Origin of the sequence: Pseudomonas sp. NPDC086112 (assembly GCF_044746425.1) — a bacterium.
In the GTDB taxonomy this organism is placed as follows: domain Bacteria; phylum Pseudomonadota; class Gammaproteobacteria; order Pseudomonadales; family Pseudomonadaceae; genus Aquipseudomonas.
Window position 1 is genome coordinate 9,627 of the sequence record NZ_JBIVCD010000063.1, and the last position, 7,908, is coordinate 17,534.

The 7,908-nt window shown below is 60.1% G+C and carries 7 protein-coding genes and 1 other RNA gene (1 of these 8 cut by a window edge); all 8 read left to right on the forward strand.

What is annotated here, in order from left to right:
- Window positions 1-127: RNase P RNA component class A (gene rnpB, locus ACIPLA_RS26945), an RNA gene on the forward strand (it extends 110 nt beyond the left edge of the window).
- A 354-nt stretch (window positions 128-481) separates the two neighbouring features.
- Window positions 482-937 (forward strand): division/cell wall cluster transcriptional repressor MraZ, encoded by a 456-nt coding sequence (gene mraZ / locus ACIPLA_RS26950; protein WP_008147486.1) that lies wholly within the window; start codon window positions 482-484, stop codon window positions 935-937.
- Window positions 934-1,881 (forward strand): 16S rRNA (cytosine(1402)-N(4))-methyltransferase RsmH, encoded by a 948-nt coding sequence (rsmH, locus tag ACIPLA_RS26955; protein WP_401177397.1) that lies wholly within the window; start codon window positions 934-936, stop codon window positions 1,879-1,881. Before mraZ ends, rsmH begins: the two co-directional genes overlap by 4 nt.
- Window positions 1,878-2,171 carry a cell division protein FtsL gene (ftsL, locus tag ACIPLA_RS26960; protein WP_032830409.1) on the forward strand — a complete coding sequence of 98 codons (294 nt, stop codon included), beginning with the start codon at window positions 1,878-1,880 and terminating at the stop codon, window positions 2,169-2,171. Before rsmH ends, ftsL begins: the two co-directional genes overlap by 4 nt.
- A complete protein-coding gene (locus ACIPLA_RS26965; protein WP_177319036.1) occupies window positions 2,171-3,910 on the forward strand; it encodes a penicillin-binding protein 2 in 1,740 nt (579 codons plus the stop codon). Before ftsL ends, ACIPLA_RS26965 begins: the two co-directional genes overlap by 1 nt.
- On the forward strand, window positions 3,910-5,373 hold the full coding sequence (locus ACIPLA_RS26970) for a UDP-N-acetylmuramoyl-L-alanyl-D-glutamate--2,6-diaminopimelate ligase (RefSeq protein ID WP_401177401.1): 1,464 nt from the start codon (window positions 3,910-3,912) through the stop codon (window positions 5,371-5,373). Before ACIPLA_RS26965 ends, ACIPLA_RS26970 begins: the two co-directional genes overlap by 1 nt.
- Complete coding sequence (gene murF, locus ACIPLA_RS26975; RefSeq protein ID WP_401177404.1) at window positions 5,366-6,733, forward strand: UDP-N-acetylmuramoyl-tripeptide--D-alanyl-D-alanine ligase; 1,368 nt, start codon at window positions 5,366-5,368, stop codon at window positions 6,731-6,733. The genes ACIPLA_RS26970 and murF overlap by 8 nt, the downstream gene beginning before the upstream one ends.
- The gene (mraY, locus tag ACIPLA_RS26980; RefSeq protein ID WP_401177407.1) at window positions 6,733-7,860 is read left to right on the forward strand and encodes a phospho-N-acetylmuramoyl-pentapeptide-transferase; all 1,128 of its coding nucleotides are present in this window, start codon (window positions 6,733-6,735) and stop codon (window positions 7,858-7,860) included. The genes murF and mraY overlap by 1 nt, the downstream gene beginning before the upstream one ends.
- Window positions 7,861-7,908: the final 48 nt, after the last annotated feature.

The window sequence follows — 7,908 nt, forward strand, 5'->3', positions numbered from 1 at the left end:
AGACCAAATAGGGTCCCAAGGCGTGGCCCGCGCTGGGACCGGGTAGGTTGCTAAAGATGTCCAGTGATGGCCATCGTAGACGAATGACTGTTCAAGACAGAACCCGGCTTACAGATCGACTCTCCACCTTTTTTTCCTCTCTGCCGAGTCATTGGCAGCGATGTACGGAATGGCAATTTCCCTCCCTGCTGAATCAATAGCAGAAGCGCTATTGTAATACCGAAAAAATCTTACTCTTAACAAACTACTTTAACTTCTGAACGCAGCCTTCTGTGCTGATTCAAGTTATCGAGTGAATTCATCCGTCAGATTCTCGTTAACCCTCCTTTTACGCTGCTAAATCTCCGTTCTGTAAGGCTTTTCCTTTAATCCGCGCCTTGACGGTGTGGTGGGCGCATTCCTATAGTGTGCGCAAGTGGCGGAAAGTGGCATGAAGTGGGTTTTTTGAGCGTAAAACGCTAATATTTGGAGAAACGCTGACGTGTTTCGCGGAGCTAACGCTATCAGTCTCGATGCAAAGGGCCGTCTCGCAATGCCGAGCCGGTACCGTGACGAGCTGGTTTCGCGTAGTTCCGGTCAATTAATCGTCACCATCGATGCCGTTGATCCGTGTTTGTGTGTTTATCCCCTCGATGAGTGGGAAATTATCGAAACCAAACTGCGCGCACTGCCTTCGCTTCGCGAAGAGAACCGCCGCCTGCAACGTTTACTGATTGGTAATGCCGTCGACCTCGAGCTCGATGGCAGTGGTCGTTTTCTGGTTCCGCCACGTCTTCGCGAATATGCCAAGTTGGATAAGCGCGCGATGTTGGTAGGCCAACTGAACAAGTTCCAATTGTGGGACGAGGATGCCTGGGATGCGGTTTCTGCCGCTGACCTGGCTGCTATTCAACAACCGGGCGCCATGCCTGATGAACTGCGTGATTTAATCCTGTGACTATTGATAGCGGCTTTAACCACATCACCGTACTGCTTGACGAAGCCGTCGAGGCTCTCGCCGTACGTCCTGATGGCTGCTATCTGGACGGTACGTTCGGACGTGGCGGGCACAGTCGGTTGATCCTCAGCCAGCTCGGGCCAGATGGCCGGTTGCTCGGATTCGACAAAGATCCTCAAGCGATTGCCACCGGGCAAACGCTAGCGGCCGAAGACGGCCGCTTTGTCGTTGTGCAGCGCAGCTTTGCCGAGCTCGGTTCGGAAGTCGCCGAACGCGGTCTGGCCGGCAAGGTCAGCGGTGTTCTGCTCGACCTCGGCGTGTCCTCGCCACAACTCGACGACCCGGAGCGCGGCTTCAGCTTCCTCAACGACGGTCCGTTGGACATGCGCATGGACCCGTCCCGCGGGATCAGCGCCGCCGAGTTCGTTAACACCGCGCCGGTGGAAGAAATCGCCCGGGTGTTCAAGCAATACGGCGAGGAGCGTTTCTCCGGCCGCATGGCGCGTGCCGTGGCTGAGCGTCGCGACATCAAGCCGTTCGAGCGCACTGGCGATCTGGCTGAAGTGCTGAAAGTCGCCAACCCCGCATGGGAAAAGGGCAAGAACCCGGCCACCCGTGCATTCCAGGGCCTGCGTATTCATGTCAACAATGAACTGGGCGATCTGGAAGCCGGCCTCGAAGCGGCGCTGGAATGCCTTGAAGTGGGCGGCCGTCTGGTCGTCATCAGCTTCCACTCGCTGGAAGACCGCATCGTCAAGCTGTTCATGCGAAGACTGGTGAAAGGCGAAGCCGACAACCTGCCGCGCAACCTGCCGGTCCGTCACGTTGCTTTCGAACCTGTAATCAAAATCCATGGCAAAGCGCAGACCGCCTCGGAGGCCGAACTCAAAGCCAACCCACGTTCCCGTAGTGCCGTCATGCGTGTCGCGGAGAAATTGCGGTGAGCAAGCTTTTCGCCAAGCCACTTCCCGGCGGAAGCTTTTTCATGCTGCTGTTGTTTGCCGGCGTGCTTGTGTCGGCCATCGGCGTGTCCTATAGCGCGCACTGGAACCGTCAGTTGCTCAATTCGCTGTACGGCGAATTGAGCGTGCGCGACAAGGCACAGGCGGAGTGGGGCCGGTTGATTCTCGAGCAGAGCACCTGGACCGCCCATAGCCGCATCGAAGTCCTGGCCACCGAACAACTGAAGATGCGCATTCCCGGCGCCGCTGAAGTGCAGATGGTGGCGCCATGATGAAACTCGAAGGCGCGCTCTTTCCATGGCGGTTCCGTCTGGTGGTCGGGTTGCTCGGCATCATGGTGGCGGCGATTGCCTGGCGCATCATCGATTTGCAAGTGGTCGACCGTGCCTTTCTTAAAGGTCAGGGCGATGCGCGCAGTGTTCGTCATATTCCAATTCCGGCTCACCGTGGTCTGATCACCGACCGTAACGGCGAGCCGTTGGCCGTGAGTACCCCGGTCACCACCCTGTGGGCCAACGCCAAGGAAATGCAAACGGCCAAAGAGAAGTGGCCGGCACTGGCGGCTGCCTTGGGGCAGGACCCGAAAGCCCTGGCCGAACGTCTCGAAGCCCAGGCCAACAAAGAATTCATTTATCTGGTGCGCGGGTTGACCCCCGAGCAGGGCCAGGCTGTGCTCGATCTGAAAGTGCCGGGCGTTTATGGCATCGAAGAGTTCCGGCGTTTCTACCCGGCCGGCGAAGTCACCGCCCACATGGTCGGCTTCACCGACATTGATGACCACGGGCGCGAAGGCGTCGAGCTGGCCTACGACGAATGGCTGGCCGGCGTCCCCGGCAAGCGGCAGGTGATCAAGGACCGGCGCGGCCGGCTGATCAAAGATGTCCAGGTCACCAAAAACGCCAAGGCCGGCAAGCCCTTGGCGTTGTCCATTGACCTGCGTCTGCAATATCTGGCCAACCGCGAGCTGCGCAACGCGATCATCGAGAACGGCGCCAAGGCTGGCAGCCTGGTAATCATGGACGTGAAGACTGGCGAAATCCTCGCCATGGTCAACCAGCCGACCTACAACCCGAACAACCGACGCAATCTGCAACCGGCGATGATGCGTAACCGCGCGATGATCGACGTGTTCGAACCGGGTTCGACCATGAAGGCGATTTCCATGAGCGCCGCGATTGAAACCGGGCGCTGGAAGCCGACCGATACGGTTGAGGTGTATCCAGGCACCTTGCAGATTGGTAAGTACACCATCAAGGACGTATCCAAGAGTGAAGGCCCGGTGCTCGACCTGACCGGTATCCTGATCAATTCCAGTAACGTCGGCATGAGTAAGGTCGCGTTCGATATCGGCGGCGAAACGATTTTCCGCCTGGCGCAGAAAGTCGGCCTCGGCCAGGACACCGGGCTCGGTTTCCCGGGCGAGCGCGTCGGTAACCTGCCGAACTACCGCGAATGGCGCAAGGCTGAAACCGCCACGCTGTCCTACGGCTACGGTATTTCCGTGACTGCGATCCAGTTGGTCCACGCCTTCTCGGCCCTGGCCAACAATGGTCGCCTTGCGCCGCTGACCCTGATCAAAACCGACAAGGCACCGCAAACCACACAGGTATTGCCGGAAGCTGTCGCGAAAACCATGCAAACCATGCTGCAACAAGTGATCGAAGCCCCGCGCGGTGTTTTCCGTGCGCAGGTGCCGGCGTATCACGTGGGCGGCAAGTCGGGTACCGCGCGTAAAACGTCGGTCGGCACCAAAGGCTACGCCGAGAACTCCTATCGTTCGCTGTTCGCCGGTTTCGGCCCGATGAGCGATCCACGCTACGCAATCGTGGTGGTGATCGATGAACCGACCAAGGCCGGTTACTTCGGTGGTCTGGTATCGGCCCCGGTGTTCAGCAAAGTGATGTCCGGGACCCTGCGCCTGATGAACATCACCCCGGACAACCTGCCTGCCACTCAACAAGCGAACGCCGCACCGGTCGTTCCGCTGAAAGCTAATGGAGGGCGCGGCTGATGTCGCTGAGCCTGAACAAGATTTTCGCCCACGCCGGCCGCGATCTGTTGATCCGCGAATTGGCGCTGGACAGCCGCAACGTACGAGCAGGCGATCTGTTTCTCGCGGTTCCTGGTGGCAAGTTTGACGGGCGTGCGCACATCGCCGACGCCTTGCAACGCGGCGCTGCTGCCGTGGCTTATGAAGTCGAAGGCGCGACTGTGCTGCCGATCACCGACGTGCCGTTGATTCCGGTCAAAGGCCTGGCGGCGCAGCTGTCGGACATCGCCGGGCGCTTTTATGGCGACCCGAGCCGTCATTTGAACCTGATCGGCGTGACCGGCACCAACGGTAAAACCAGCGTGACCCAATTGGTCGCCCAGGCGCTCGACCTGCTGGGGCAGCACTGCGGCATCGTCGGCACTCTGGGCTCCGGTTTCTACGGCACGCTGGAAAGCGGTCTGCACACCACGCCAAACCCGATTGCGGTGCAAGCGACCCTCGCCGACCTGAAAAAGGCCGGCGCCAAAGCAGTGGCCATGGAAGTCTCTTCCCACGGCCTGGATCAGGGCCGCGTGACGGCGTTGGCATTCGATGTGGCGGTGATGACCAATCTGTCGCGCGATCATCTGGATTACCACGGCACCATGCAGGCCTATGGCGAAACCAAGGCCAAGTTGTTTGCCTGGAATGATCTGAAGTGCCGGGTGGTCAACCTGGACGACGATTTTGGCCGGCAACTGGCTGGCGATGAAGGCGAGTCGCGACTGATCACTTACAGCCTGGAAGATTCCAGCGCCTACCTGTATTGCCGCCAAGCGCAGTTCGACGACGAAGGCGTGCGTGCCACGCTGGTCACGCCGCAAGGCGAACACCATTTGCGCAGCACCTTGCTCGGCCGTTTCAACCTGAGCAACGTCTTGGCAGCCATCGGCGCCTTGCTCGGACTGGACTACGCACTGGACGAAATCCTCAAAGTACTGCCGAAACTCGAAGGCCCGGCCGGTCGCATGCAGCGCCTGGGTGGCGGTACTCAGCCATTGGTGGTGGTCGATTACGCCCACACACCGGATGCGCTGGAAAAAGTCTTGATGGCCCTGCGTCCTCACGCCAAAGGCCGGTTGCTGTGCCTGTTTGGTTGCGGTGGTGATCGGGATCGCGGCAAGCGTCCGCTGATGGCTGAAGTGGTCGAGCGTCTGGCCGATGGCGTACTGGTCACCGATGACAATCCGCGCACCGAAGACCCTACGGTGATTTTCGACGACATCCGCGCCGGTTTCACCGCTGTGGATAAAGTCACCTTCGTCGCCGGCCGTGGCCAGGCGATTGCCCAATTGATCGCCAGCGCATCGGCCGATGACGTGATTGTCCTGGCCGGTAAAGGTCACGAGGACTATCAGGAAATCAACGGTGAGCGCCACGCTTTCTCCGATCTGGTCGAGGCCGATCACGCCCTGACCGCGTGGGAGGTGGCCCATGCTTAAAGCCTTGAAACTGAGCGAGCTGACCAGTGCATTGAATGGCCGTCTGATTGCCAGCGACGCCAGCTTCGACGGCGTCAGCATCGACAGCCGCGCGATCAAGCCCGGCCAACTGTTTATTGCCCTGGCCGGCCCGCGTTTCGATGGCCATGACTACCTCAATGACGTCGCCGCCAAAGGCGCCGTGGGTGCCTTGGTCGAGCGCGAGGTTGCCAACAGCGCGCTGCCGCAACTGCTGGTCAAGGACACCCGCCAGGCCCTCGGCCAATTGGGCGCGATGAACCGCGCTGCGTTCACTCATCCGGTCGCGGCCATCACCGGTTCCAGCGGCAAGACCACGGTCAAGGAAATGCTTGCGAGCATCCTGCGCACGCGCGGTCCGGTGCTGGCGACCCGTGGCAACCTGAACAACGACCTCGGTGTTCCGCTGACCCTGCTCGAACTGGCGCCGGAACACACGGCGGCGGTCATCGAGTTGGGGGCTTCGCGTCTTGGCGAGATTGCCTACACCGTTGCCATGACCAAACCGCATGTCGCTGTGCTGAACAATGCCGGCACTGCCCACGTCGGTGAGTTCGGCGGCCCGGAAAAAATCGTCGAGGCCAAGGGCGAGATTATTGAAGGGCTTGATGCCTCGGGCATCGCCGTGCTGAATCTCGACGACAAGGCGTTCCCGATCTGGAAGGCCCGTGCCGCTGCCCGACGGGTGCTGAGTTTCTCTCAGCTGGATGCCACCGCAGATTTCCATGCCAGCTTCATCGTTTCCGATGCACGCGGCTGCCCTGCATTCGAACTGCACACGCCGCAAGGTATTGCCCGGATTCAATTGAACCTGCTCGGCGGGCACAACGTCACCAACGCAGTCGCCGCCGCCGCGGCGGCTCACGCCCTGGGCGTGTCCTTGTCGCATATCGCTTCGGGGCTCAATGCAGTGCAACCGGTCAAGGGTCGTGCCGTCGCGCAACTGGCAACTAACGGTATGCGCGTGATCGATGACACGTACAACGCAAACCCCACCTCCATGTGCGCCGCCGTTGATATACTCGCCGGCTTTTCCGGTCGCACCGTTTTGGTGCTCGGAGATATCGGCGAGTTGGGCGATTGGGCGGAGCAGGGGCACCGTGATGTGGGCGAGTACGCCCGCGGCAAGGTTTCCGCGCTTTACGCGGTCGGGCCAATGATGACCCACGCCGTAAACGCTTTCGGCGAGCAGGCTTTTCACTTCAGCACTCAGGCTGAGCTGATCAAGGCCCTGGAAGCCGAGCAGGACCCAAACACCACCATTTTGATCAAGGGCTCGCGCAGCGCCGCGATGGAAAACATCGTCGCCGCTTTGTGCGGGACCCGTCTGGAGAAACATTAATGCTGCTGCTGCTAGCGGAGTATCTGCAACAGTTCTACAAAGGCTTCGCGGTCTTTCAGTACCTGACCCTGCGCGGGATTCTCGGTGTGCTGACCGCGCTGGTCTTGTCGCTGTGCTATGGCCCGTGGATGATCCGCACTTTGCAGAACCGTCAGATCGGTCAATCCGTTCGCAACGACGGCCCGCAATCGCACCTGTCCAAATCCGGCACCCCGACCATGGGCGGCGCGCTGATTCTTTCGTCCATCGGTGTCAGCACCTTGCTTTGGGCCGACCTGGCCAACCGTTACGTTTGGGTGGTGTTGTTGGTCACCCTGCTGTTCGGTGCCATCGGCTGGGTAGACGACTACCGCAAAGTCATCGAGAAAAACTCCCGTGGCCTTCCGAGCCGCTGGAAGTATTTCTGGCAGTCGGTGTTCGGCCTGGGCGCGGCGATCTTCCTTTATATGACTGCCGCGACGCCGGTAGAAACCACCCTGATCCTGCCGATGCTCAAGGACTACAGCATTCCGCTGGGCGCGGGGTTCATCGTCCTGACCTATTTCGTGATTGTCGGCTCGAGCAACGCGGTCAACCTGACCGACGGCCTCGACGGTCTGGCGATCATGCCTACCGTGATGGTCGGCGGCGGTTTGGGGATCTTCTGCTACCTGTCGGGTAACGTGAAATTCGCTGAATACCTGCTGATCCCTTACGTACCGGGCGCGGGTGAGTTGATCGTGTTCTGCGGCGCGTTGATCGGCGCGGGCCTGGGGTTCCTGTGGTTCAACACCTATCCGGCCCAAGTGTTCATGGGCGACGTCGGCGCACTGGCGCTGGGCGCGGCTTTGGGCACCATCGCAGTGATCGTCCGTCAGGAAATCGTCCTGTTCATCATGGGCGGCGTGTTCGTGATGGAGACCCTGTCAGTCGTCATTCAGGTTGCCTCCTTTAAGCTGACCGGTCGCCGTGTATTCCGCATGGCGCCGATACACCACCACTTTGAACTCAAGGGCTGGCCCGAGCCGCGCGTGATCGTCCGTTTCTGGATCATCACCGTGATTCTGGTACTGGTCGGCCTTGCCACCCTGAAGCTGAGGATGACCGGGACTTGGGCGCAGGCGAATGCATCCGCAAAACCTGGTTGATCAGCGGTCAGTGAGTTATCCACAGCCGCCGCCGACGGCAGGACCGGA

Coding starts and splice junctions, on each gene's coding strand:
- ACIPLA_RS26970 (WP_401177401.1), top strand. CDS start 3,910: ATGTCGCTGAGCCTGAACAAGATTTTCGCCCACGCCGGCCGCGATCTG.
- murF (WP_401177404.1), top strand. CDS start 5,366: ATGCTTAAAGCCTTGAAACTGAGCGAGCTGACCAGTGCATTGAATGGC.
- mraY (WP_401177407.1), top strand. CDS start 6,733: ATGCTGCTGCTGCTAGCGGAGTATCTGCAACAGTTCTACAAAGGCTTC.
- ACIPLA_RS26965 (WP_177319036.1), top strand. CDS start 2,171: ATGAAACTCGAAGGCGCGCTCTTTCCATGGCGGTTCCGTCTGGTGGTC.